General features: G+C 61.3%; 23 protein-coding genes. 10 read left to right on the top strand and 13 right to left on the bottom strand.

The genetic code is table 11. The features are described from left to right. Positions 1-22: 22 nt before the first annotated feature. From RhoBH5_RS24670 to RhoBH5_RS24660, 3 genes are all read right to left on the bottom strand, one after another. Complete coding sequence (locus tag RhoBH5_RS24670) at positions 23-1,711, bottom strand: flavin monoamine oxidase family protein (protein WP_270008897.1); 1,689 nt, start codon at positions 1,709-1,711, stop codon at positions 23-25. Then, the gene (locus RhoBH5_RS24665) at positions 1,708-2,553 is read right to left on the bottom strand and encodes a carbon-nitrogen hydrolase family protein (protein ID WP_270008896.1); all 846 of its coding nucleotides are present in this window, start codon (positions 2,551-2,553) and stop codon (positions 1,708-1,710) included. Before RhoBH5_RS24665 ends, RhoBH5_RS24670 begins: the two co-directional genes overlap by 4 nt. A gap of 133 nt (positions 2,554-2,686) precedes the next feature. Further along, on the bottom strand, positions 2,687-3,322 hold the full coding sequence (locus RhoBH5_RS24660; RefSeq protein WP_081377462.1) for a helix-turn-helix domain-containing protein: 636 nt from the start codon (positions 3,320-3,322) through the stop codon (positions 2,687-2,689). 146 nt (positions 3,323-3,468) lie between these two features. Between RhoBH5_RS24660 and speB the strand changes: the two genes are divergently transcribed. Then, entirely contained in the window at positions 3,469-4,425 is a 957-nt protein-coding gene (speB, locus tag RhoBH5_RS24655; RefSeq protein ID WP_003941134.1) for an agmatinase, read from the top strand. On the opposite strand, the gene RhoBH5_RS24650 is transcribed toward speB, so the two are convergent. Next, a complete protein-coding gene (locus RhoBH5_RS24650; RefSeq protein WP_270008895.1) occupies positions 4,389-5,063 on the bottom strand; it encodes a class I SAM-dependent methyltransferase in 675 nt (224 codons plus the stop codon). The genes speB and RhoBH5_RS24650 overlap by 37 nt on opposite strands. Before the next feature lie 91 nt (positions 5,064-5,154). On the opposite strand from RhoBH5_RS24650, the gene RhoBH5_RS24645 reads away from it, so the two are divergent. Together RhoBH5_RS24645 and RhoBH5_RS24640 are read left to right on the top strand one after the other, a co-directional pair. After that, complete coding sequence (locus tag RhoBH5_RS24645) at positions 5,155-5,610, top strand: hypothetical protein (RefSeq protein ID WP_230793173.1); 456 nt, start codon at positions 5,155-5,157, stop codon at positions 5,608-5,610. 163 nt (positions 5,611-5,773) lie between these two features. Then, positions 5,774-7,375, top strand: coding sequence for an ABC transporter substrate-binding protein (locus RhoBH5_RS24640; RefSeq protein WP_003941166.1), 1,602 nt, complete (start codon positions 5,774-5,776; stop codon positions 7,373-7,375). Positions 7,376-7,416: 41 nt separating this feature from the next. Here the strand turns inward: RhoBH5_RS24640 and RhoBH5_RS24635 are convergent, their stop codons facing one another. The 3 genes from RhoBH5_RS24635 to RhoBH5_RS24625 all read right to left on the bottom strand — a co-directional run bounded on the left by RhoBH5_RS24635 (position 7,417) and on the right by RhoBH5_RS24625 (position 9,211). After that, entirely contained in the window at positions 7,417-7,821 is a 405-nt protein-coding gene (locus RhoBH5_RS24635) for a 6-carboxytetrahydropterin synthase (RefSeq protein ID WP_054187872.1), read from the bottom strand. 7 nt (positions 7,822-7,828) lie between these two features. Further along, positions 7,829-8,206 (bottom strand): metal-sensitive transcriptional regulator, encoded by a 378-nt coding sequence (locus RhoBH5_RS24630; protein WP_020906032.1) that lies wholly within the window; start codon positions 8,204-8,206, stop codon positions 7,829-7,831. A gap of 198 nt (positions 8,207-8,404) precedes the next feature. Beyond that, on the bottom strand, positions 8,405-9,211 hold the full coding sequence (locus RhoBH5_RS24625) for a hypothetical protein (RefSeq protein WP_065456201.1): 807 nt from the start codon (positions 9,209-9,211) through the stop codon (positions 8,405-8,407). Positions 9,212-9,462: 251 nt separating this feature from the next. On the opposite strand from RhoBH5_RS24625, the gene RhoBH5_RS24620 reads away from it, so the two are divergent. The 3 genes from RhoBH5_RS24620 to RhoBH5_RS24610 all read left to right on the top strand — a co-directional run bounded on the left by RhoBH5_RS24620 (position 9,463) and on the right by RhoBH5_RS24610 (position 12,800). Continuing rightward, a complete protein-coding gene (locus RhoBH5_RS24620; protein ID WP_041814608.1) occupies positions 9,463-10,893 on the top strand; it encodes an MFS transporter in 1,431 nt (476 codons plus the stop codon). A gap of 73 nt (positions 10,894-10,966) precedes the next feature. Beyond that, positions 10,967-11,494 (top strand): carboxymuconolactone decarboxylase family protein, encoded by a 528-nt coding sequence (locus tag RhoBH5_RS24615; RefSeq protein WP_020906029.1) that lies wholly within the window; start codon positions 10,967-10,969, stop codon positions 11,492-11,494. Further along, positions 11,478-12,800, top strand: a complete 1,323-nt coding sequence (locus RhoBH5_RS24610; protein ID WP_176742012.1) for an MFS transporter — start codon at positions 11,478-11,480, stop codon at positions 12,798-12,800. The genes RhoBH5_RS24615 and RhoBH5_RS24610 overlap by 17 nt, the downstream gene beginning before the upstream one ends. A 79-nt stretch (positions 12,801-12,879) precedes the next feature. Here the strand turns inward: RhoBH5_RS24610 and RhoBH5_RS24605 are convergent, their stop codons facing one another. Beyond that, positions 12,880-13,158, bottom strand: a complete 279-nt coding sequence (locus tag RhoBH5_RS24605; protein ID WP_003941173.1) for a YHS domain-containing protein — start codon at positions 13,156-13,158, stop codon at positions 12,880-12,882. A 272-nt stretch (positions 13,159-13,430) separates the two neighbouring features. Between RhoBH5_RS24605 and RhoBH5_RS24600 the strand changes: the two genes are divergently transcribed. Next, positions 13,431-14,390, top strand: coding sequence for a DMT family transporter (locus tag RhoBH5_RS24600; protein WP_270008894.1), 960 nt, complete (start codon positions 13,431-13,433; stop codon positions 14,388-14,390). Here the strand turns inward: RhoBH5_RS24600 and RhoBH5_RS24595 are convergent. After that, positions 14,380-15,054 carry a TetR/AcrR family transcriptional regulator gene (locus RhoBH5_RS24595; RefSeq protein ID WP_270008893.1) on the bottom strand — a complete coding sequence of 225 codons (675 nt, stop codon included), beginning with the start codon at positions 15,052-15,054 and terminating at the stop codon, positions 14,380-14,382. The genes RhoBH5_RS24600 and RhoBH5_RS24595 overlap by 11 nt on opposite strands. A 158-nt stretch (positions 15,055-15,212) precedes the next feature. On the opposite strand from RhoBH5_RS24595, the gene RhoBH5_RS24590 reads away from it, so the two are divergent. Then, positions 15,213-16,715, top strand: coding sequence for an MFS transporter (locus RhoBH5_RS24590; protein ID WP_058227979.1), 1,503 nt, complete (start codon positions 15,213-15,215; stop codon positions 16,713-16,715). A 355-nt stretch (positions 16,716-17,070) separates the two neighbouring features. On the opposite strand, the gene RhoBH5_RS24585 is transcribed toward RhoBH5_RS24590, so the two are convergent. Further along, positions 17,071-18,678: an ABC transporter substrate-binding protein gene (locus RhoBH5_RS24585; RefSeq protein ID WP_058227997.1), complete on the bottom strand. Its 1,608-nt coding sequence runs from the start codon at positions 18,676-18,678 to the stop codon at positions 17,071-17,073. Positions 18,679-18,812: 134 nt separating this feature from the next. Then, positions 18,813-19,391, bottom strand: coding sequence for a CGNR zinc finger domain-containing protein (locus RhoBH5_RS24580; protein ID WP_261257104.1), 579 nt, complete (start codon positions 19,389-19,391; stop codon positions 18,813-18,815). A gap of 63 nt (positions 19,392-19,454) precedes the next feature. On the opposite strand from RhoBH5_RS24580, the gene RhoBH5_RS24575 reads away from it, so the two are divergent. Beyond that, positions 19,455-19,832, top strand: coding sequence for a hypothetical protein (locus tag RhoBH5_RS24575; RefSeq protein ID WP_270008892.1), 378 nt, complete (start codon positions 19,455-19,457; stop codon positions 19,830-19,832). Between the two features lie 39 nt (positions 19,833-19,871). Further along, positions 19,872-20,270 carry a hypothetical protein gene (locus tag RhoBH5_RS24570; RefSeq protein WP_270008891.1) on the top strand — a complete coding sequence of 133 codons (399 nt, stop codon included), beginning with the start codon at positions 19,872-19,874 and terminating at the stop codon, positions 20,268-20,270. On the opposite strand, the gene RhoBH5_RS24565 is transcribed toward RhoBH5_RS24570, so the two are convergent. Next, positions 20,271-21,482, bottom strand: a complete 1,212-nt coding sequence (locus RhoBH5_RS24565) for a saccharopine dehydrogenase family protein (RefSeq protein ID WP_054187867.1) — start codon at positions 21,480-21,482, stop codon at positions 20,271-20,273. It lies immediately after the preceding gene. Continuing rightward, a complete protein-coding gene (locus tag RhoBH5_RS24560) occupies positions 21,475-22,473 on the bottom strand; it encodes an alpha/beta hydrolase family protein (protein ID WP_065456205.1) in 999 nt (332 codons plus the stop codon). The genes RhoBH5_RS24565 and RhoBH5_RS24560 overlap by 8 nt, the downstream gene beginning before the upstream one ends. Positions 22,474-22,487 lie beyond the last annotated feature (14 nt).

The raw sequence follows: 22,487 nt of genomic DNA, 5'->3' as shown, positions 1-22,487 counted from the left end.
CATTTCGGCAGTTGCGGTGAGCTCAGTCGCCCAACCTGATCGGAGCAAGCTCCTCGAACACGTCGCCGGGTCCGGGATTCTCGGTAGGCGCAGCGCCGCCGAGATGGTTGACGACGCCCCATACCGCGTTGATCGCGGTCTGGATCGCGCCCTCGGCCCAGCCGGCAGTCCACGACACGTCGTCACCGGCGAGGAAGATTCCCCGATGACGCGGTTCGAGATCATTCTGCACGAAGTGGGAGAACAGGCGCTCCTGGTAGCGGTAGTGCCCCGGAAGGTTCGCCTTGAATGCGCCCATGAAGTCGCGCTCGGTTTCCCACGACAGCGTCACCGGGCTCGAGATGATGTGGCTGCGGAAGTCAACGCCGGGGTAGATCTCTTCGAGAGAGCGCAGCATGATGTTCATGCGCTCGGTGGCGTCGAGCGCCAGCAGCTTCAGCGAATCATCCGACCAGGTGTACGACAAACAGATGAGGCCAGGTTTTCCCTCGCCTTGATCGAGCAGGTAGGTGCCGCGACTCATACGGTCGGTCAGTGTCATCGACACCGAATCACGGCCGGTCACGGGATCCTTGTCCTTCCAGAACGGGCGGTCGACGAGAACGAACACCTTGGTCGAACCCATGTAGTGAGTTCGCTCGATCGCAGTCCAGTGGTCGATCGGGAACAGATCGTCGTCACACCTGATGTTGTTCAGCAGCATCCAACTCTGCACTGTCACAACGGCACTCGCATACGTGCGAATGAAACCTTCGGAGTCCGTCACCGTGATGTTGCCAGGCTCGGTACGCCGGAGTTCGGTGACGCGGGGACGCGTCTCACCGTCGTTGAGCGAAGCGACCGTAGTACCGGCAGGCCAATGCGCCATGTGCGCCGGGGCGCGGTTCCACAACCGCATCGGCAGCTGCTGCGATCCACCGACGATGCCGCGGTGGTCGTCGTCGGCGGCCGTGATGACCACACGAAGGATTTCGAGGATCGAGTTGGGGTAGTCGGTATCCCAACCGCCCGTACCGAATCCGACCTGTCCGAACACTTCCCGCATGTGGAAGGACTTGAAGTGCTTCGACGCGGCGAGGAATCCGTAGAACGTCTGGTCGTCGTAGCGCACCACGAGGTCGTTCCAGATCCGCTTGATTTCTGCGGTGTCGCGGTCACGAATGGCCTGCTGCAACGGAATCAGATCGGCATGCTCTTCGAGAGTGCGCTGCCAGGCCTGCGCCACCTCGGTGTAGATCGGCGGCAGATCCTCGAGAGTGTGCGCGTAGTGGCTCTCGCCCTTGAGATCGATGACGGTGCTCGGCGTGACCTCGGCAAGGGGATTCGGGAACTCCTCGGTCTGCAGACCCAGTTCGTTCAGGTAGTGGAACAACGTTGTCGACGACGGTGGGAAACGCATTGCGCCCATCTCGGCGACCACCCCGGGGTGCCCGTCGAACTCGACCGACCGCATCCGGCCACCGATCTGATCAGCTTCGTAGACAATCGGTTTGAGACCGATCTTGAGCAACTCGTAGGCCGCGATCATGCCGGAGAGTCCGCCACCGATCACGGCAACTTCTGTACCCAGTGCCAGATCGGGCACCGAGCCGAGTCCCGCCGGACTGGAAACGTAGTCGTCGTACGGGAACGGAAAATCCGGCCCGAACATCGTGAGGGGCGGCTGCTTGCCGGGTTCCGAGGAACTGTCCGGAGCTACTGGGATGGTCATCTACGGTTCTCCTTGGAGACAGTCGTGACAGAAAGATCTGGATACAGATCGAGGCGTCGATCGTCGAGATGCGTGTTGAGGGTGCGCGATTGCGAGACGGTGGCGGCGGCGATATCCGCGAAGAGCAATTCCTGGCCGAACCCGGCCCTCGCCAACTCGGCACCGTCGGGCGCGATGGCGCACGAGAGACCGCAGTAGGTCAGCTCGGTTTCGGCGCCGCAGCGATTGACGTAGGTGACAAACATCTGACTCTCGTATGCGCGGGCCGGAACCACTTGCTGCGCAATGTGTTCGTACGGAGTCATCAACCCTGTCGGCACGATGAGCCATTCGGTACCGGAGTCGGCATGGGCCCGAACCGCTTCCGGAAATTCCACGTCGTAGCAGATCAACAATCCGCAGCGGATGCCCTCGAAATCGAACCCGACCACCAGGGTCTCACCTGGCCGGAAATGTTCGCGGTCGAGCGTGCCGAACAGGTGTGTCTTGCGGTAGTGCGCAAGCGAAGTGCCGTCGCGGTCCACCACCTGCACGCTGTTGTAGACGTCTCCCCCGTCGAGTTCGGGGTAGCCGTAGACGACTGCGATGCCTGCACTTCGAGCAATCTCGGCGACGGAATCGAAGATAGGGCCGTCGGCCGGCTCCGCGCGTAGCGACACCAGTTCGCCGATGTCGTAGCCGGTTGCGGACATCTCCGGCGTCAGCAGGATCTTCGCACCGGATGCCGCAGCCTCGCGGGCAGCGGTGTCGATTGCAGCGAGGTTGAACTCCACCGACGCAAAGGTGTCCGGGGTGGTGAGCGGACCTTGGAACAGGCCAACTCGAACTGAATCGACATGCATGGTGCGCTCCTTCAGGAGTTCCGTGACGCCAATTTTCGACGGTGTGTGTGACGGGGACAACTACCAGCGTGACGGGTGCCGCCAATCATGTCAACTCTTGTTTCCTAAGAATCAACATTCGCGGATTCGATTCTCACAAAGACGACGCGCGTGGCCCTTCCGGCAATGCCGGATTCAAGACCCACAGAACCTTCGCCGGAACCGAGCCTTCGGCCTGAAAACTATGGTTGTGCGTCGGCGTGAACGTGAAGGAGTCGCCCGCCGCAAGCACGACGTCCTCGGCATCGACGGCCTCACCGTTCGGATCCGTCCGACCACCCTCGAACGAAACCCGCAAACCACCCTCGAGCACGTGTACGAAGTTCACGTCGATCGGCAGACTGTAGAACTCCCGACCACTTCCGCCGCCTGGTTCGAGCTCGCCGAGCAGCACCTGAATTCGACGTTCGTTGGTAGGCGTGAGCAGGTACTCCGTCATCTTTTCGCCACCGAAGCTGATTTGCGGCATGGCGTCGGCGCGGACTACTTCACCGGCGGACGCATTCTCGAACAGGGATCCGACGGGGATCTCGAGCACCGCGCACACCTTTATCAGGGTCGCCACCGACGCGTTGACGTGATCGCGCTCGAGTTTCGAGAGATACCCCTTGGTCACACCACAGGCCTCGGCCAAGTCGTCGAGGGTCAACCGCTTCGATTGACGTGCCGCCTTGAGCCTCGCCCCGATGCGCGGTCCGATCGGCTCGACCGCTTCCTTCGCCTTGGCCACTGAACCCACTCCTTCACGACCGCCGTGTCCCTTTCAGGAAACAGGGGTTGACAACCGAGCCTCTTGAAGAAACCATACTTGCTCAGAGAGCTACATCACTGAAGGGCGCCCGGTGTGCGCCGAATCGAGAGCAGGGACCTCTGCACATGGCTACCAACAACCCCGGATCGTTCATCGGACCCGTCGACGCCACGCGCGTCCCCCGCTACGCCGAGCCGACCACCTTTGCGCGTCTCCCGCGCCTGGACGAGGTCTCGCGCGCCGACGTGACGATCCTCGGCATCCCCTTCGATTCGGGTGTCAGCTACCGCCCCGGTGCCCGGTTCGGTCCGGGGCACATCCGCGCTGCGTCGAAGCTGCTGCGTCCGTACAACCCGGCGCTGAAGGTCTCGCCCTTCGCCAACCAGCAGGTAGCCGATTTCGGCGACATCGGCGTCAACCCCTTCGACATTCAGGAAGCTCTCACGACGGTTCAGTCCGCCGTCACCGACCTGCGCGCCGACGGTTCCTCCGTGCTCACGCTCGGCGGCGATCACACCATCGCACTGCCGATCCTGCGTTCACTGGCCCGCGATCACGGCCCGATCGCCGTCCTGCACTTCGACGCTCACCTCGACACCTGGGACACCTACTTCGGTCAGCCTTTCACCCACGGCACCCCCTTCCGCCGCGCCAGCGAAGAGGGCCTGATCGACATGGAGCGTTCGCAGCACATCGGCATCCGTGGACCGCTCTACAGCGAGAAGGACCTCGAAGACGACCGCGTCCTCGGCTTCCAGGTGATCCGCAGTGACGACTACGAGGTCGACGGTGTCGCCAGCATCGTCGAGCGCATGCGTAAGCGCCTCGACGGTGGCCCGGTGTACGTCTCCGTCGACATCGACGTACTCGATCCCGCCCACGCTCCGGGCACCGGAACACCCGAAGCGGGCGGCATGACCTCTCGCGAATTGTTGAACACACTGCGTGGGTTGGTGGGACTCAACGTGGTCGGCGCCGACATCGTCGAGGTAGCGCCGGCGTACGACCACGCCGAGATCACCGGTATCGCAGCGGCCCACGTCGCTTACGAGTTGCTGTCGGTGCTCGCACTCAATCGCTGAAGCAGCACAACGGTATCCGTCGTGTGATGCATCTCGGGGTTCGCGGGAAGATCACGTTCCCGCGACTCCGAGACCAACACCTTCCAACCATCGGTGAACAGCGACTCCACGTATTCGGGTGTATGGAGCATGGCCCGATGGTGCTCGGTCGGCGACTCGTGAGGTGAGTGGCCCACGATCAGCAAATGCCCGCCGGGCGCGACCAGATCTCCGAGAGCACGGAACAATTCCCCGCGCGCGGGTTCGAGCATGTGGAAGAACTGCGCGGACACCAGATCGAACGAGCGCCCCTGCGGATCCCACTTCGTCAGGTCGGCTTCCAGCCATTCGATGTCGACGCCCTCGCCCTCGACGTGAGCCTGGGCGCGGCCGAGCGCAACCGACGAGATGTCGGTGCCGGTGACCTTCCACCCGCGACGCGCCAACCACAAAGCGTCGGCACCTTCGCCGCAACCGACGTCGAGTGCCGTGCCCGGTTCCAGGTCGGAGGCTTCGGCAATCAACTGTGGGTTGAGATTTCCGCTCCAGCGCGCGGGGCGTTCCTCGTACAGCGAGTTCCAGAACTGTGCGTCCGCCTTGGCGTACGGATTCTCGGTGGTATCGGAGTTTTCGTGGTGATTGTGGTGTTCGTGGCTCATGCACCCAGGATGAACGACCTTCCACAACTCTCGCAACCATCTTTGCTGAAACAGCAACTTCTCCATTTCGACGCCCTGCTAACGTCACGTCGTGGCCGGTGGATTTCCCGTGTTTCGTCTCTACTGCAACTCAGCAGGCCCATACGTTTTGTGTTGTGCGCATTTCCCCGAGTTCACCGGTTCGAACTCGGACGAAGAGTTCAGCGTCCGGCAGAGCTTCGACCGCGCAGTCGAGAAGATTCTGCGCGATGCATCCTTCGAACCGACTACCTTGACTTTGGTCGGCGAGCAGCAGGGCTATCCCGTCGGAGACCGACTGTTCGATACGACAGTTCCGCGTACCGGAACCGTCTCGTACGCGTTCCAAGAAGCCGGACCGCCGTGGATCGTTCTCGGCCTTGATGTTTCGGCGGACGAATTCTGGTCCGAAATCGACGACGACGCAGACCTCCACGGTCTCGGCCCCACCTCCCCGTTGAGGTCAGTTCCAGCAACCGTGCTCACGGAGACCGGGTGGCCACGACGAAGTGACCTCGACTCCCCGTGAACTGAACCAGAACTCCAACCTTCGTGAAATCGAACAAAAATCCGCCCGATTTTCGTGAGGATCGACCGAGATGCCCGTCACGTCCTACGCCAAGATTTAGCGGTCACACTCGACTGCGCCCTCACGATTCACTCCCGGGCCCCGGCTCCTTCACGGAGGCACAATGAAACACCGCTCCTATTCGACGCTTGCCGCGACCGCGGGGCTCGCGCTCGTATTGTCGGCTTGCAGCTCGGGAGGCACGTCCTCGGGCTCCGGCGGCGGTGAGCCTCTGACTGACGGAACCTTCCGGTACGCGTTGCAAGGCGATCCGGGTGCACTCAACCCGATCATGTCCGGCTCTGCGGCAACCGCGGAAATTTCGAAGCTGGCGTACGACTCCCTGGTCTACCAGGATCCTGAAACCAGTGAATTCAAACCATGGTTGGCCGAGAAGTGGGAAGAAACGCCGACCTCCGCGTCCTTCACCATTCGTGAAGGCGTGACCTGTACCGACGGGTCGACGCTGACTGCACAGACCGTCGCGAACAACATCAACTTCGTAGCCGATCCAGCCAAGGGTTCACAACAACGCGGCACCACAGTTCCCATCGGCGCTTCGGCCACTGCCGATCTCGCCACCCGCACCATCACGGTAACCACTCCGGCGCCGACCCCGTTCCTCCTCCTCACCATCAGTCGCCTCCCGATCATGTGCGATGCCGGACTCGAAGATCCGACCGCCTCGAACAACAAGTCGCTGGGCTCCGGCATGTTCGAAGTCACCGAAGTCTCGGCCAATGACCACTACACGTTCGAGCGTCGTGACGGTTACAGCTGGGGGCCCGACGACACCACCTCCGACACACCGGGTGTCCCCAAGACAGTCATTGCTGTCATGGCACCCAATGTCAGCACCGCAGCAAACCAGCTTCTCTCAGGCGAACTGAGCGCATCTCCGATCGCCGGTCCGGACAAGGATCGCATCGATGCCGCCAATTTCGACTCGGTCCAGCGCCCACTTCCCGCCGGTCAGATGTACTTCAATCAGATTGCGGACAATCCGACCAGCGATCCCGCCGTTCGAAAAGCTCTCGTCCAGGCTGTCAATCTCGACGATCTCGCTGAAGTCATCACTGGCGGCCAGGGCACCCGTGCAACAAGTCTTGTCTCCGTCGAGCCCCGAGCCTGTGTGTACGACTCTGTCGCAGGCAACATTCCGGACTTCGACCTCAGCGCAGCAAAGGCAACACTGGACGCTGCAGGTTGGACCGCCGGCTCCGACGGCAAACGAAGCAAGGACGGAAAGCCGCTGACCCTCCGCCTCTTCTACGCTGCCGGCGAAGATGCGCGCAGCGCGGCAGCCGAGCTCACCCAGTCGGCATGGTCCGACCTCGGTGCGACCGTCGAGGTGACAGGAGCCGACCAGACCAAGGTTGTCGACGTCATGCTCAGTGGCAAGGACAACAACCAGTGGGACATCGCGTGGATCCAGATCAACAATTCGGTTCCCAGCGGGTTCGTCCCGTTCTTCTCCGGTCCTGCTCCGGCAGCAGGTAAGAACTTCTCTTCGATCAACAACCCCGCCTACGAAGCAGCCGTTGCCAAGGCATCCGGCTTGACCGGCGAAGCAGCGTGCGCGGAGTGGGCGGACGCCGAGTCACAGATCACCAAAACGGTGTCCGCAGTCCCGTTTGCAGATACGGTCTTGAGCTTCTACTTCAACAAGGCCGGACTCGCATTCGGTAAGACCTTCATCGGTTCTGCGTTGCGCCTCTACCAGTAGGCCGGTCGACCGAACGCGGTGCGTCAACGAGATACGTCAGATCATTGTGATCTGACGTATCTTGTTGCCACACCGATCGTCTCGTTGTCGAGTTCGACGTAGGTCAGCTGAGGAATGCTGGACGCAAGTTCACTGAAAGCCCACTTCGCGACATTCTCGAATGACGGACGGAAATCGAAAATCTCCGGCCAGGCACCGCTCGCCAATTGCTCGGCACATCGATCGACGGACTCGTCCAGAGCGTCCGTGTCGACAAACCATCCACGTTCTCCGAGTTGGTCGTCCTCGAACGAGAACGCCACTCGCATCGTCACGCGAAATCCGTCGGCAGGCATCAGCGGCGGCAAGTTCTTCGCGTCCCGCACCGGTGCCGGAAGCCCCTGCCTCACAGCGAATGTACGACGGATCTCGATACTGAACATGCGCACCAAGGTATCAATGTTCATCACAATTCTATGAGCGGACCAATCGCGCAATCGCGTCGTTCGCTTCTTTGATCTTCGCGTCCGCCTCGGGCCCACCGGCAACAGCGGCTTTGACGACGCAGTGGCCGATGTGGTCCTCGAGCAGGCCCATGGCCACCGCCTGGAGGCCCTTGGTCATCGCCGACACCTGCGTCAGGATGTCGATACAGTACTTGTCCTCGTCGACCATGCGCTGCAGGCCGCGAGCTTGACCTTCTATGCGACGCAGACGCGCCAGGTAGTCGCCCTTGGCGGTGATGTAGCCGTGCGAATCACTCGTGCAGCATGCATCGCCGGTCGCATCACTGCCTTGGGCACTGTTTGGAGCACTGCTTGGCGCACTGCCCACTTCTGTCGCTTCCGACATTCGATGTCCTCCTGTTCGTCAACGCGTGACTTCGCAACAATTCTCGTTATCGGGGCGATGTGCGGAGACTCTTCGACTTCCGTTGTCTTGCAGAGCAATCACTGCGCACATCGCCACGCATTTCGCTACGGCACGAACAGATGGATGCATGGCGATTGCCCATGCCCGTTTTCCCGTTGCTGCGAAACGCATTCGGTTTCAGTGCCCGTGGTGCGCGTGGCTCGAGTGTTCGGCCCCAGGCGTGGTCGCATTGTCGGCCGTCAGCGTGAATTCCGCCGTACGCACCACTCCGCCGTGCTTGAAGTCCAAAAACAACCGGTAATCCTCGGCGCTCGGCATGTTGGCGTAGAAGGTGATTGCCGGTCCAGCCGGCGTGACACCGTCACCGGGGTAGCCGTCCGGATGGACATGGAGATAGGCGAGGTCGGAGGCACGCAACGCGACCAGATGCCCGTATGCGGCAAGGTAGGGCTGCAAGTCCGTGACCGGGATTCCGTCACGACTGACCGAGAGCGTGAGCTTCGATATCTGGCCGGCATGGGCCGCGCCTTCGAGGGAGACGGTATAGCCGTCGACCGTCGTGGCGGCAGCAGCAGCGGGCAACGGCCGAGGATCATAGGGTCCGGCGACGCGCACATCCGCACTGAGCGTGATTCCGTCACCACCGTCCGGAGTGAAATCAGCGAACACTCGATAGTCTCCCGCATGATCGAAATCGACTGACACATGCCAGTTTCCGTTCTCGTCCAATTCGGGATGCACGTGCTGGAATCCGGTCAGGTCCAGACCGACCACGATCAGATGCAACTGCTTGTCGTGGGTGTCCGTGTACCGGATCAAGGGAGTTCCAACCGGATCCAGGATCCGGAACTGCAAGGGGACATGGTTGCCGACGGTCGCCTCCGACGTTGCCAATTCCAGTGTGTAGCCGTTGTCGCTGAACATCTTGCCCTCCAAAGTTTGGGTCGGCAGCACTTTCGTTGCCGTCTGCGTCAGGTTCTGCACTCCTTGACATCGAACCTGTTGCAATTTGTACCATACCCCCCTAGGGTATGCAACGAACTACTCGAACACCCTGAATTCACTCGAAGGAGATCCGATGCGCATCTACGCAGAGCGCCGGCCGAATGAGTTCCAAGAGCAGCATTTCCCCGTGCGCCCCAACGAAGCGCTGCGCCGATGTCACCCAGGCCCGCTTACGACACCCCTTGACCACACAAGCATCACCTATACCCCGTACAGGTAAGGAACTCAGAATGTCCACACAACCGAAATCCACCCGTAAGTGGTGGGCGTTGGCGTTGATCGCCGCCGCTCAGTTCATGGTCATCATGGACACCTCCATCATCGGCGTCGCTCTCCCCCAGATGCAGAGCGATCTCGGCTTTTCCCAAGAAGGCCTGACCTGGGTCTTCAATGCGTACGTCATCGCGTTCGGCGGGCTACTCCTCCTCGGCGGCCGCCTGTCCGACCTGTTCGGCGCCCGCAGAGTGTTCTCCGCTGGTTGGCTGATCCTGCTGATCGGTTCCGTTGTCGCCGGTGCCGCCGGTAACGTCGCCGTCGAACTTGCGGGCCGCGCAGTTCAGGGTGCCGGTGCCGCACTCATCGCGCCGTCGGCGCTCACCTTGCTGATGATGCTGTTCGGCAGCACGCAGAAAGAGATGACCAAGGCGCTGTCCATCTACGGCGCTGCCGCCCCGGCCGGCGGTACGGCCGGCGTGTTCCTCGGCGGCGTCATCACCGAATACACCAGCTGGCCTTGGGTGTTTTACCTCAACATTCCCATCGCTGTCATCGCGCTGATCGCTACTCCCCTCCTGATGCCGAACGCACCGGCACGTACCGGGTCGATCGACTTCCTCGGCGCACTCGCTGTCACCGCAGGTCTTGCTGTCGGAGTCTTCGGCATCGTCAGAGCACCTGATGTTGGATGGGGATCCGGGCAGACGTGGCTGGCGCTCGCCGTTTCGGCCGCTCTGTTGGGTGCATTCGTGTTGATCCAGTCCAAGCGTCGGGAACCTCTGGTGCGTCTGGGAATCTTCAAGGCGCCCAACCTCGGTGCCGCGAACATCGCTCAGCTCGTCCTCGGCGCTGCCTGGATACCGATGTGGTTCTTCCTGAACCTGTACCTGCAGCAAGTGCTCGGATACAGCGCCTTCCCGGCCGGTGCGGCGCTGCTGCCGATGACGATCTTCGTCATGCTCGGCATGGTCGTCGTGGCACCACGGGCCATGGCACGCTTCGGTGCAAAAGCGATGATCGTGACCGGATTGCTTGTACTGGGAATCGGTTTGGGTTGGATGTCGTTGATCCGGCCCACCGGCAACTTCTGGGTCGACGTACTGCCGGCATCGCTCGTGGCTGCGGCAGGTATGACGCTGGCGTTCATTCCCTCACTCGGTACGGCGATTTCGGCTGCGCGCCCGGAAGAGGGCGGATTGGCTTCCGGCATCGTCAACGTCAGCTACCAGGTCGGCTCGGCTGTCGGCCTCGCGGTGATGACCGCGATCGCAGCAGTGTTCGGCGCTGATCAACTCGGTGACCTGACGGAGTTGACGAACGGTTTCTCCGCCGTGTTCCTCGGAGCAGCCGCCATAGCAGTGGTTGGCGCAGCAATCACCGCGATCGTGATGCGGTCGACCAAGGTCGACGATCCTCGACCCGTTCAATCCACCGTCAATTCTTGACCAACTCCGGTGGTGGGTTCGGCCGGCTGTCACCAGCCGAACCCACCACCGGCGGAACCACTTAGGACTCGTTATGTCGCGCCTTGCTTCTCTCACGCCCACCACCGCTGTCGGTGCATCGAAAGACCTTCTCGCCGAACTCGTCAACCGTCACGGACAGGTCGGTGACATGGTCGCGGCGATGGCTCATTCGCCCGCTGTGCTGGGCGGCTATCTGCAACTCAGCCGAGCAATGAAGCGAGCGAAACTGAGCCGCAAGATCACCGAGCGAATCTCTATCGCTGTGCAGGTCCAGCAAGGTTGCGCTGTTTGCCTCGAAGCCCACGTGGCCGCCGCGCACGCCAACGGCGTCGAGGCGGACGAGATCGAGCGTGCCCGCGCGGGCACCTCGGCCGATCCCGCCATCGCGGCAATGATCGACCTCGGGCTTCGCGTCTATCGGGAGCCTGCCTCGATTTCAGACGAACACATCACGGGCCTTCGAGCGCACGGCTACGGTGATCGCGAGATCGCCGACGTAGTCGGAATCGTCGCCCTCAATGTCCTGACCGGAGCTTTCAATCTTGTCGCGGGAGTGAAACCAAATGAACCGGATCGCTAACTCCGCACCGGAACGGAACAGCCTGCGTCTGTTCTTGATTCGCGACTATCGCCTGCTCTTCAGCGCCCAGATCATCGCGCTGTTCGGCACCGGGTTGGCGACGGTTGCGCTGGGTCTACTCGCCTACGAACTCGCCGGACCGAGCGCCGGAGCCGTGCTGGCCACCGCGCTGACGATCAAGATGTCCCTGTACGTCGTGATCGCTCCACTCGCGGCGGCGTACGTAGACCGGTTGCCGAGACGGGCTTTCCTCGTTGTCCTCGACGCCATTCGCGCAGCGGTCGTGATCGCATTGCCCTTCGTCAGCGAGATCTGGCACATCTACGTGCTGGTGGGCGTTCTCCAAGCTGCGTCGGCAGCGTTCACTCCCACGTTCCAAGCGGTCATCCCTGACATCGTGACCGACGAGGCCGATTTCACCCGCGCGCTGTCGGCATCGCAGGTCGCTTACACGATGGAAAGTCTGCTCAGCCCTGTTCTTGCCGCAGTCGCTCTGTCCTTCATGACATTCAACCTGTTGTTCGTCGCCACCTCCGTGGGCTTTGCCGTCTCGGCACTGCTCGTGCTGGCCACCCGAATCCCCAACGCTCGCCGAAGTACTCACCGCAAGGCGTGGGATCGGATCGCGTCGGGGATGCGGATCTTCGTGACCACGCCGCGACTGCGCGGCATCATGGCACTCAATCTCGTGGTGGCAGCAGCCGGATCGATCGTGGTGGTCAACACCGTCAACTACGTCCGCGACGAGCTCGGTGGAACCCAATCCGACGTGGCGTGGATGCTTGCCGCGTCAGGCACCGGCACGTTGGTGACCGCGCTTCTTCTTCCACGCGTTCTCGACAGAACCGCTGAACGTACCGTGATGACAGCAGGTTCCGTTGTCCTGGTCGTCAGCGCCGGCGCGGCAGCAGCCCTCGCCGTGGCCGGTGTATTCACGTGGATGCTCACTGCCGCAGTGTGGGCGCTCGTCGGCGCCGGCATGGCCATGATCGTCACTCCGACCGGAAAAGTACTTCGGCGCTCCGTCGAACCCGCAGGCATACCGGAGGTGTTCGCAGCCCAGTTCTCCCTGTCGCACCTTGCCTGGCTTGTCACCTATCCGATCGCCGGATGGGTTGGTTCGAGCGCGGGATTTGCGGTCACCTGGAGCATCCTTGCAGCGCTTGCCGCAGTGGGAGCCGTTGCAGGATTTGCACTTTGGCCTCGGGAGACAGTTGCTGAATTGCCCGGACAGGCGACGTATGAAACCACGCGAGGCCAATGCACCTTGGCGGCAACCCAGTGCGCATGCGCTCGCACCGTCTGATGTCGACGGTCTGCCCGAACCTCGATTGGGCCTCAACGAAAGTGGTGGTGCAGCCATCGCCTGCACCACCACTTTTCGCTCAGCTCACGTCGGCATACTTCCTGGGATTTGCGTCGAACCGAGGACCACATCCCTTGCAGCAGAACCAGTACCGATTACCTTCGAAGTCACGAAACAGGCCTTCCGCTTCGGCACGCACCTTCTCGATCACGCTGCCGGGCATGACCCGACATTCGACAAGTTCACTACTGCCAGCGGTGAGTAGGTCTTTCCCACCGGTCGGCATCGCCGAACCGACAGCGCCGACATCGCCTTTGGCGTCAGACTTCGGGGTGTTGCCACAGCCACAACTGCTCATTGGGATTCCTGTTCTTTTGCGGGACGGATGCGGCCCGCAAAGCGAGCCCGATACAACCGCCAATATACCCCCTATAGGTATATTTGACTGAACCTAAGGGTGCGTTCAGTTGACACATCGCCGTATAAACCATTGCGGGAGAAAGAATAATGCGTCACCAGTCTCGGATCACCTGCAGCATCACGACACAGTCAACCCTATACCTACTGGGGGTATAGGGTAGGTCTGGCATCAACCAGCCATGTCCGCGAGGTCGTCGACGAAGAGGAGCAATGAAGAACTGGAAAGCAATCGGCAGCAGCCGATTCGCCGTAGTTGGAGCTTTGCTGTTGGTCGGCATGCTCTGGGGAAGCTCGTTCCCCCTGGTTGCTGTGGCAGCACCAACTCTCGGCGCCGTCGGCACGACGCACGGCCGCTTCATTGTTGCAGCGTTGGTTCTCGCGCTGATAACTGCTTCCAGCAGATCGACCTGGCGCGCGGTCGGTCATCGGTTTCCTGCATTCCTACTGCTGGCTGCCCTCAACGTCGCTGGGCCCCTGACGCTTGTCGCAACTGCGATCGTCGGCCTCAACTCGTCGACGGCGTCGATCCTGAATGCCACGACTCCGATGTTCACCGTATTCGTCGCCGCTTTCTGGCTTCGACAAAAGATCACCTGGCGAAAACTCTCGGGGGTCGCGATCGGCATCGTCGGCGTCTCGGTGCTTGTCGGCGGAATTCCGTCAGCGATCGACAGTCGCGCAATGCTGGCCATTGGCGCATCTTTGACCGCGGCGCTGCTGTACGCAGTCGGAGGTGTCTACGCACGAAAGTCGTTCCAGGACACTCCACCCCTGACTCTGGCCCTCGGCCAGCAACTTGCCGCGGTCGCCCTCTTGGTGCCGGTGTCCGCCGTCGCTCCCCCACCGGGGCCCATAACCGTCGGCCCTCTCATCGCCGTGGTAGCCCTGGGGCTGGGGGCTACCGCCGGTGGCTACCTGGTCTACTTCTGGATAATTCGTCAGGCGGGTCCAGTCGCGGCATCGGCCGTCACGCTTCTCGTTCCGATTTCGGCATCAGCTATCGGAGTGCTGTGGTTGCACGAACCTGTCACCTTCGCGCTCGTCGGCGGGCTCGTCGTCATTCTTGCCGGAGTCGGCTTGCTCCTGGATCTTCCACCGACGCGAGATCCATCCCGCAGGGTTGCCCCGGGGCGGGCGGCTAGCGCGGACAAACGGCCGGTCAGCGGCTGATCGGAGCCGTCCAAAGTCCGACCAGCGCGTCGACGAGATCGGTCGTGAAGTCCTCCCATGACATGACCGCGTCCGGCCCCTCTTCGGCAAGCGTGCGCTCACGTTCGGCGAACATGTGCACGATCGCATTGCGTCCGATGTCCGCGCGGGCGCGTCGAACACTCATCGGCATGTCGGCCAGACAGTCAGAGAGTCCCCGAAGCGTCTCCTGCAGGGTGGGCGAGGCCAGTACCTCGTCGTAGACGATTTTCCGCAGGACCGGGTCGGTGAGAATCTGCGCGCTGAACCGCGCATACCAGGTCGGGCCACCCATTTCGGCGTAGTGATCGGTCGACGCCCGAACCAGACACGAAATCCAGTCACGAACATTTGTGGACCCTTCGATCTCACGCAGCAGTTCGCCACGGTTCTTCTCGACCTGCTGGGAATGCTTGTTCACGATCGCGCGGACCAGATCGGTCTTGGTTCCGAAGTGATATCCGACGGCAGCATTGTTGCCCTGACCTGCCGCCTCGCTCACCTGACGGTTCGAAACCGCGAAGACTCCATGTTCTGCGAACAACTGCTCGGCGACGGCGAGAATGCGGTCTCGGGTTGCAGCAGAGCGCGCGGAATTTGCGGCGCCGCCGACATCTGCCGACGCGTCCTCAGTCCTCGTAGTCATGGACACCATCATCCTCGACCATCCGAAGCTGCTCGGCACCGGAGATATTCGTCACGATCGGAGACACAGCCTTCCGTTAAGTCAGTCAATTGATTTAACTTTAGTTCAAGCAACTGACTTAAACCATTATTCGTTCTTCCTCCGATGGAGTTACCGCAATGTCGTCAACCACTTCACCACCACCGACAACGCCGCCACAGACAACGAAGTCGCCAGCCACCACCGCAGTGGTGGCTGTTCTGGCGTTTTCCGGCATCGTCGTCTCGCTCATGCAGACGCTGGTGATCCCGATCATCCCGCATCTGCCCGAGTACCTGAACGCGCCGGCGTCCGATACCGCGTGGGCTGTGACCGCCACGCTGCTCGCAGCTGCCGTCGCCGTCCCGACCATGGGCCGCTTGGGCGACATGTTCGGCAAACGGCGTCTACTCCTGATCAGCATGGCGCTGTTGGTCACCGGTTCGGTGGTCGGAGCACTCAGTTCGAGCGTTATCCCCCTCGTTGCCGGCCGAATCCTGCAGGGCCTTGCTGCCGGCGTCATTCCGCTGGGCATCAGTGTGATGCGCGACGTGCTTCCGCCCAAGAAGCTCGCCGGCGCTGTTGCGATGATGAGCGCTTCACTGGGAGTCGGTGGCGCTCTAGGTCTTCCGATCGCGGCTTTGATCGCCGAGTACGCCGACTGGCACGTCCTGTTCTGGGCGTCAGCCGTGCTCGGCGCTCTTGCGGCCGTTCTTGTTGTCGTCCTGGTCCCCGAATCGACGGTTCGCACAGGTGGCACGTTCGACTTCGGCGGGGCAATCTCGCTCTCAGCCGCCCTCATCGCTCTACTACTGGCCATTTCCAAGGGTGGCGACTGGGGTTGGACGAGCACGCTCACGCTTTCCCTGTTCGGCGCCGCGATCCTGATATTCGGATTCTGGGCTTGGTGGGAACTACGCACCCCCAAGCCGCTGGTGGATCTACGCGTATCCATCCGCCGCCAGGTGCTCTTCACCAACCTCGCATCGATCGTGTTCGGGTTCGCGATGTTCGCCGCCAGCATGGTATTTCCCCAGGTAGTCCAGTTGCCTGAAGTCACTGGTTACGGCCTAGGCGGTTCGATGCTCACCGCGGGTCTGGTCATGGCTCCCTCCGGCATCATCATGATGCTGATCTCTCCGCTGTCCTCACGTATCACCAATTCGCACGGCCCCAAGGTGACGCTCATGCTCGGCGCCGTTGTCGTCGCAATCGGTTACGGCATCGGCATTTTCGCCATGCACTCGATTTGGGAACTGATCGTGATCGCCGTGATCATCGGCGCCGGTACCGGTATGGCTTACGGCGCGATGCCCGCTCTCATCATGGGGGCTGTTCCTCCGTCCGAGACCGGTGCAGCCAACAGCTTCAACACCCTGATGCGCTCCCTCGGTACATCATTCGCCAGCGCCATCGCGGGTGTCGTCATCGCCCAGATGACCATGTCCATCGGTGGGGCAACGCTGCCGTCGGAGAACGCTTTCCGCGTCGTCATGGCCCTCGCTGCCGGATCCGCCGTCGTCGCACTCGTCCTGGCCGGTTTCCTCCCTCGGTTCAACAGCTCCAACTCCCGCAAGGAGATTGGTAGCCAGCACACCGATACGTCCCCGACCTCCTCGAAGGAATCCGTTCCGACACACTGAGCCAGCGCGCAATACACACTGCGCTGTACACACAGCCCGGCCCCGGCGGAGTCCAACTCCGTCGGGGCCGACGCGTTTCACACATTTTGCTGTTGATACACCTGCGGACGACAGTTTCGTGACATGCTCCGTTGAGATGGGTGCTCGTTCGATACTCGGGGAAAGGATGCCGCGATCGCCGCTCCTCGTGCTGACGTAGCCCTTGCTGTCGCCGCCGCTGCCGTCCTGGGCATAGGCGTCGGTGTCCTTCTTGCCGATGTCGTCGCCGGCCTGGCTGCAGGTGCGGGTGCTGCAGTGGTATTTCGGTTTGCTCTTCGGATGATCAATACCCGAAAGTGAGCGTTTGCCGAGGGTCCTACTTCAGGACACGGATCGCCGAGCCCGGAAGGATTCCGCTCGATGGCGGATAGATCGACGTTGCCCCGTTGAAGAACATGTGAGCGGGAGTCGTGGATACCGGCAGCAGGTCGACGTCCTTGAACAATGCCCGCTCACTTTCCTCCCAGACCTTGCAGGACTCGTCACCGGGAAGAAGCGAAGCCTGAGTAGATAATTCGATGTACTTCTTGTTGTCGAGGGAAGCGAAGTTCACTCCTTCAGGCTTCGGTGGGCCGGTGAAGTACTTCGCAAAGATACTCGGCGTATCGCTCCCCAGCGTCAAACCGATGGAAACGTCCCACGACGACAGGTCGGTGGTGCTGAATGTGTTGGCGATGACAAAACTGTAGTCGCCGCCGGTCAGTTTCACCTTCGCGCCCAGTCCTTCCCACTGTGTTGCCACGTATTCCGCGGCGGCAGAGTTCGTATCGCGTGAGTTGTTGAAAATCACGTTGAGGGCAAGCGGTCGACCGTCCTTCGTCAGGATGCCGTCGGCCCCCGCCTTCCAACCTGCGTCGGACAGCGTTTTCTTTGCTGCATCGACGTCGAAATCGGGGATCGTCCCTTCGACACTGTTGTAGTCGCAGGCAAGGGGTTCCGAAACCGCGAGGGCGCGTGCGCGGGTTCCTTTACCGCCGGTGGTGATCTCGGTGTAGTCGTCCAGGTCTACTGCCTGCACGAGGGCCTGCCGCACAGCACGGTCTGCCGTGGGTAGGGCCGCGAAATGATTGAAGATGAACTCGCCGGACAACGTGGTGTAGGTCTTCGAATCCAGACCCGCGGCCAAGACTCGTTCCTCGTCCGAACCGGTGACCGCTGCGGCATTCACTCCGCCGGTGAGAACAAGATTCGCCGTCGTACTGGGATCGGTGACAATCTTGATCGTCACTGTCTTCGGCACTCCGAGAGTGTCGGAAGTGGTCTCGCCGTTCGGACTCCAGGTGTAACCGTCGCGGCGTTCCATCGTGATGTGATCGTTCGGAACAACTTCGGTGACCTTGAACAGACCCGTTCCATTGCTACTCGAACGGATGCTGGCCGGGTCTTCGAGCGTCGCAGCGCACGGAAGCCGCAACGCGCCGATTCGAGAGAGCAGGAAGGGCGCTGGCTCGGCGGTAGTCACCGTCAGTTCGTCACCGTCCGCTGAGGCCGAAGTCGACATCGGCACAGTGGATCCGCGTAGCGGTGAAGCGTTTTCAGGATCCATGACCCAGTTGATGTCATCGGCCGCGGTCTGTGCGGTGAAGGAAGTGCCGTCGGCACAAGTGATGCCCTTCTTGAGCACGAACTTCAGCGTGTTCCCTTCTTCACTCCAGCTCTCCGCCAGATAGGGACGCACAGTGCGTGTTTGCGCGTCGATGTCGATCAACGAATCGTACGAGTACGCGTTCACGATCTGAGTCGACGTAAGGTTGGTGATCAGAGGGTGCAGATTTCCGGGATCGGCGTTGATGACAGTCGTGAAACTGCCGTCCTTTGCATACTCACCGACTGAACCTTCGGGACTGGATGCGCCGCCACACCCGGCCAGGGTGAAAACGCCAACGCTGATAACTGCTGTCGCGGAGACAGAACGGGCTTTCATACGAGCCGCCATCTACTAGGAGTTCCCATGGCGACAATCGTGCGGGACTGACGTGGTCTGTATCTCGTTGAAGTTCCCCATACAGTCGGCCGTACTCTGTTCGATTGTCACTATCGACCGGGCAAGCGCAGACGCTAAGTACGACGCTGCCGTTGACGGTGATTCGCGACGTTGATTCGGTTGCCGCACAACGCCGGCATGCAGTAGCGGCGTCGCCCTCCCCGGCTTGTATCGACAAACACCCCGTTGCACGTCGGCGATGCGCATGGACGGAATCGTTCGTACCCCAATGTGCGCAGAGTCCCCAGCAACGAGTATCCGATCAACAACGTGAGTTCACCCGCGAGATCGATTGTGTTGTCCGGTACTGCATTCCACCGATAGCCGTTCTGGGAATCTGGCGTAAGTCGAACGTGATGCGGGACGGCCTGGAGAAGTTGATGAGTGCGATCGACTAGTTCGCCGGCAGTCGGAGCATCGAGAACCGAACGAATTTCCTCTCTGAGCCCCTGAACGTCCGCAAGTTCACCGCTGGTCGGCCCGCGTCCGTTGCGGAGTGCGTCCGGCGAGAGTCCGTGTTCACTCAGTAGATCCCGAAGCGTCTGGGAGTCTGGCAACGCGTCACCAGCCTCCACCCACACTCGGGGTGAGGTGTTGACCAGGTCCGTCGCAAACGACGCACCGGATACGTAATCGTCTAAAACTACTTGCATCCCTTACCTCCCTGCTTTACCGTAATTGAATAACCTAACTTTACACCTTACGGAGGCGGCGGGATGGAACACTGCGCAGACCACGGACTGCCCGAGATACTCCTCGACACCCACAACCGATTACGCCGCGCCGGCACCGTGGCGTCGGGGACACCCGTCGTTGCAGCCGAGCTCTACTGGTCGATCGGAGCGCTCGCCCAATGCCTGACCGCGATGGACGAGGTCATTTCACAACTGGGAATCAACGCCCGAAAGCAGTTGCGAGCTGGAAAGTTCGATGTCCAGAGCGGACCGTTCGAAGGAGAGCCCGACGCTGCCCTGCTCACCGCAGTTCTTGCGCTCGCCCGAGCATCGAGCAGTTGCGAACCAGTTCAGACGGCAATCGGCAATGCCCAGATCGCGGTGAGCGATCTCGTCGTCTCAAGGCCCACCAGCGCTTGACGCCCGCGCTCGCAGCCTGTCCCAATAAAGACTGTATGGTTGGTTTTCAGGCAGCCATCGAGAGCATCGACCAGCAGGAACCGGGTTATCACTGCGAGTGCAGGAACATCGACAATCTACGAGGACCGAACCGTCCGGATCGACGATCAGGGCGTCACGATCCGCCTCTACTACTTCCCGTTTGTCAGCAAGTTCGTCCCGTACTCGCAGATCGAATCCGTCGACCTCGGAGTCATGTCATGGCTGAGCGGACGCCTACGAATCTGGGGAACAACAGATTTCAGCTCGTGGTACAGCCTGGATCTTTCACGCCCGCGGAAGGAGACCGCGGTGGTACTCACTCTCGCCGGCCACGGATCGCCTTCGTTCAGCCCCAAGGACGCCGATCGCGTCGAGACCGAAATCCGCAGTCGCATCGGATCACACGCCGCGAACTGACTAGCGGAACTCGGATTCGACGGTGACGATCTCACTCCAGTCGGTTCGATCGAACAACCGCGCCAGCGCAGTGAACAGAACTTCCGGGTCGACGACGCTCTCGGGTGAGTGCACACCGATCCGATCCGAAATCGTTCCGTCGGCGAGCCGGGACACCACCTGAGCAAGGCCGAGCGCCAAGGGGATTCCGGTTGCACCGGCCATGTCCGACAGCAACTCCGACACCGGTGAATCGTCTGCAATCCGGGCCACGACGCGCATCGCTCTTCCGTCGAACATTCCTGTCGCCGAGGCGAAGAACAACGGCAGGGATCCGTGGCCGGCGCGCGTGAGCATTCGAGGCGCAGCACGGATCATCCGTCCGAGCGAAGGCTTGCCCAATTCTTCGGCGGCCGAGTCGAGATCGATTCTCCCCTTGTCGATGTCGGCGCGGAGAACGTCGAGAAACGCCACGGTTTCCGGTGTGATGACCATCAGATTTGCCGAATGCCCCGCAGGATTGATGGTCCGATGAAACATCACCGGCTCCGGATGCCCGACCACGTAAGCGTTCCCCCGACGTCCGCCGGGCAGTTCGAGTGCGATGGAACGCAACGGTTCTTCGTTGACGATTCGCCCCGCACGAACCACCGGAACCTGGCCGCTGATCTGTTGCATCCAGTGAACGGCGGCTGCACTCAATGTGTCCACCGACTCGTCCTCGCCCTCGACATCAACCGGCCAGGCTGTATACAGATCGTCGACCACGTCCAATCGCGAGACTGCCATCGCGGCCAGGAGGTTACTCATCCCGGGACTTGCGCCCATGCCGACTACCGCACAGATTCCGGCTCCCCTCGCGGCACAGTCCAATTCCAGCATGTCGACGGCCGGCTCCCAGTCGTCGCAGATGTCGAGATAGTGAGTCCCGGTCTCGATCGCTGCCTGGAGAATGCCGACGCCGAAACGGAAGAACGGTCCGACCGTATTGACGACCACGTCTGCGCCGTCAAGCAATTCACGTAGCGTGCGACCGTCCGTGACGTCGATGCTGCGCGCCTCGACTTCCGCTGACGCCTGCGCCAGTTCAACTGAAAGACGCTTCGCAGCATCGATATCGCGATCCGCGACTACTACCTTGCCGATTCCCGGCAATGTTGCGGCCAGACGAACTGCTGCCGAGCCCATGGCACCGGCACCACCCAGTGCGACAACCGTGATTCCGTCAGCCATGAATTCCCTCCAAAAATGCAGTCTGATCCGCTAGATAGCCGGGAGCGAAGATCGAACGGGGAGCAAGGACGGCCACCAGAGCGGACCTCACTTCCGAGTCTTCGAGATCCTTGTCCACGATCGAATGCGTAGCGTCGGGGTACTTCTTGACCACCAGTTGCCCTGGCGAGTCGAGTAATTCGCGGTACACCCTTTCGGTATCAGCCACGTCGACGTTGACGTCTTGTCCGCCGATGATCAAGAGCACCGGAACCTTCACGGTTTCGAGATCGGCTCGCGCATCCGAGAGGTAGTTCTTTCGGATGAAGTTCCACCGGTCTTCGGTGAGACCGTCGGCCTCGCCGGAGGCCACGAGATCGTCGAACGATGCATCACGGGCCAACTGATCCAAGTTCTTCGCACGATCGACCCGCGCTTTCTCGAACTCGTCGGCCGACGCATTTCTCTCGGAAAGTTCGGCTAGGGTATTGAATTCGCCTTGTTGGAGCCAGTTGATCGCGGGACCCACGGCAATGACGAACGCTACGTCCGGGTCGAGGTTCACCACCTTGGGCATCACCCACCCTGCCTGGCTTGCACCCCACAGACCGATCCGAGACGGATCGATATCCGAACGTCCCCGCGCCCACTCGATTGCCGCTTCCGTTTCTGCCGCGCGATCGTCCATGCTCTGGTCGAGCCAATTGCCCGGTGCCCCATTCACCCCCGGCTTGTCCCAGGAGAGTGACGCGTACCCCGCCTTTGCGAACGCCTCCCACACCGGTCGATAGAACGTCTCATGTGTTGCATCGACCGGGCCGTCTCCGTGGACGAAAACCACGAGCCCGAAGGGACCGTCACCGTGTTCGGGCAGTGCAAGGACTCCCTGGAGCGGCACCGATCCCCCGGTGATCGTCACTTTTTCCTCACGGATGTCATAGGTGTTCTGGTACAGCGTCCAGCCCACCAGAGTCGCGATCAGAACAACGACCACCGCCAGGGAAGTAACCATCCACCTGCGTAAAC

Origin of the sequence: Rhodococcus sp. BH5, from assembly GCF_027583855.1 — a bacterium.
GTDB classification, from domain to species: Bacteria; Actinomycetota; Actinomycetes; order Mycobacteriales; family Mycobacteriaceae; genus Rhodococcus_F; species Rhodococcus_F qingshengii.
The sequence above is the reverse complement of the archived record's forward strand: the minus strand, read 5'-3'. Positions and strand labels throughout refer to the sequence as shown.

What these genes read in the sequence shown, in the direction of transcription:
- RhoBH5_RS24670 (WP_270008897.1), bottom strand. Translation starts at nt 1,711, where the DNA reads ATGACCATCCCAGTAGCTCCGGACAGTTCCTCGGAACCCGGCAAGCAG.
- RhoBH5_RS24665 (WP_270008896.1), bottom strand. Translation starts at nt 2,553, where the DNA reads ATGCATGTCGATTCAGTTCGAGTTGGCCTGTTCCAAGGTCCGCTCACC.
- speB (WP_003941134.1), top strand. Translation starts at nt 3,469, where the DNA reads ATGGCTACCAACAACCCCGGATCGTTCATCGGACCCGTCGACGCCACG.
- RhoBH5_RS24650 (WP_270008895.1), bottom strand. Translation starts at nt 5,063, where the DNA reads ATGAGCCACGAACACCACAATCACCACGAAAACTCCGATACCACCGAG.
- RhoBH5_RS24640 (WP_003941166.1), top strand. Translation starts at nt 5,774, where the DNA reads ATGAAACACCGCTCCTATTCGACGCTTGCCGCGACCGCGGGGCTCGCG.
- RhoBH5_RS24635 (WP_054187872.1), bottom strand. Translation starts at nt 7,821, where the DNA reads ATGAACATTGATACCTTGGTGCGCATGTTCAGTATCGAGATCCGTCGT.
- RhoBH5_RS24630 (WP_020906032.1), bottom strand. Translation starts at nt 8,206, where the DNA reads ATGTCGGAAGCGACAGAAGTGGGCAGTGCGCCAAGCAGTGCTCCAAAC.
- RhoBH5_RS24620 (WP_041814608.1), top strand. Translation starts at nt 9,463, where the DNA reads ATGTCCACACAACCGAAATCCACCCGTAAGTGGTGGGCGTTGGCGTTG.
- RhoBH5_RS24615 (WP_020906029.1), top strand. Translation starts at nt 10,967, where the DNA reads ATGTCGCGCCTTGCTTCTCTCACGCCCACCACCGCTGTCGGTGCATCG.
- RhoBH5_RS24610 (WP_176742012.1), top strand. Translation starts at nt 11,478, where the DNA reads ATGAACCGGATCGCTAACTCCGCACCGGAACGGAACAGCCTGCGTCTG.
- RhoBH5_RS24605 (WP_003941173.1), bottom strand. Translation starts at nt 13,158, where the DNA reads ATGAGCAGTTGTGGCTGTGGCAACACCCCGAAGTCTGACGCCAAAGGC.
- RhoBH5_RS24600 (WP_270008894.1), top strand. Translation starts at nt 13,431, where the DNA reads ATGAAGAACTGGAAAGCAATCGGCAGCAGCCGATTCGCCGTAGTTGGA.
- RhoBH5_RS24595 (WP_270008893.1), bottom strand. Translation starts at nt 15,054, where the DNA reads ATGACTACGAGGACTGAGGACGCGTCGGCAGATGTCGGCGGCGCCGCA.
- RhoBH5_RS24590 (WP_058227979.1), top strand. Translation starts at nt 15,213, where the DNA reads ATGTCGTCAACCACTTCACCACCACCGACAACGCCGCCACAGACAACG.
- RhoBH5_RS24585 (WP_058227997.1), bottom strand. Translation starts at nt 18,678, where the DNA reads ATGAAAGCCCGTTCTGTCTCCGCGACAGCAGTTATCAGCGTTGGCGTT.
- RhoBH5_RS24580 (WP_261257104.1), bottom strand. Translation starts at nt 19,391, where the DNA reads ATGCAAGTAGTTTTAGACGATTACGTATCCGGTGCGTCGTTTGCGACG.
- RhoBH5_RS24575 (WP_270008892.1), top strand. Translation starts at nt 19,455, where the DNA reads ATGGAACACTGCGCAGACCACGGACTGCCCGAGATACTCCTCGACACC.
- RhoBH5_RS24565 (WP_054187867.1), bottom strand. Translation starts at nt 21,482, where the DNA reads ATGGCTGACGGAATCACGGTTGTCGCACTGGGTGGTGCCGGTGCCATG.
- RhoBH5_RS24560 (WP_065456205.1), bottom strand. Translation starts at nt 22,473, where the DNA reads ATGGTTACTTCCCTGGCGGTGGTCGTTGTTCTGATCGCGACTCTGGTG.